General features: G+C 62.3%; 1 protein-coding gene. It reads left to right on the top strand.

The window, feature by feature from the left end; all coding sequences use genetic code 11:
- Positions 1-231 (top strand): DNA gyrase subunit A (locus AC3II9_RS22650; protein WP_489159043.1); only part of this gene is annotated, 231 nt, incomplete at both ends.

Here is a 231-nt window from a genome sequence, read left to right as displayed (position 1 = left end):
AACGAACGTGTGCGATGCCGTGATGGCGCTCATCGACAATCCGGCGATCAGCCTGGCCGATCTGATGGAGATCGTGCCCGGCCCGGACTTCCCGACCGGCGGCATCATTCTTGGCCGGACCGGCATCTACAACGCCTATTCGACCGGTCGTGGCTCGATCGTCATGCGCGGCAAGGTGCATGTCGAGGAAATCCGCAACGACCGCGAGGCAATCGTCGTCACCGAAGTTCC

It is taken from the genome of Lysinibacillus sp. RU7 (genome assembly GCF_057837305.1).
Note: the sequence above shows the minus strand (reverse complement) of the source record. Positions and strands in the feature narration are given on the sequence as shown.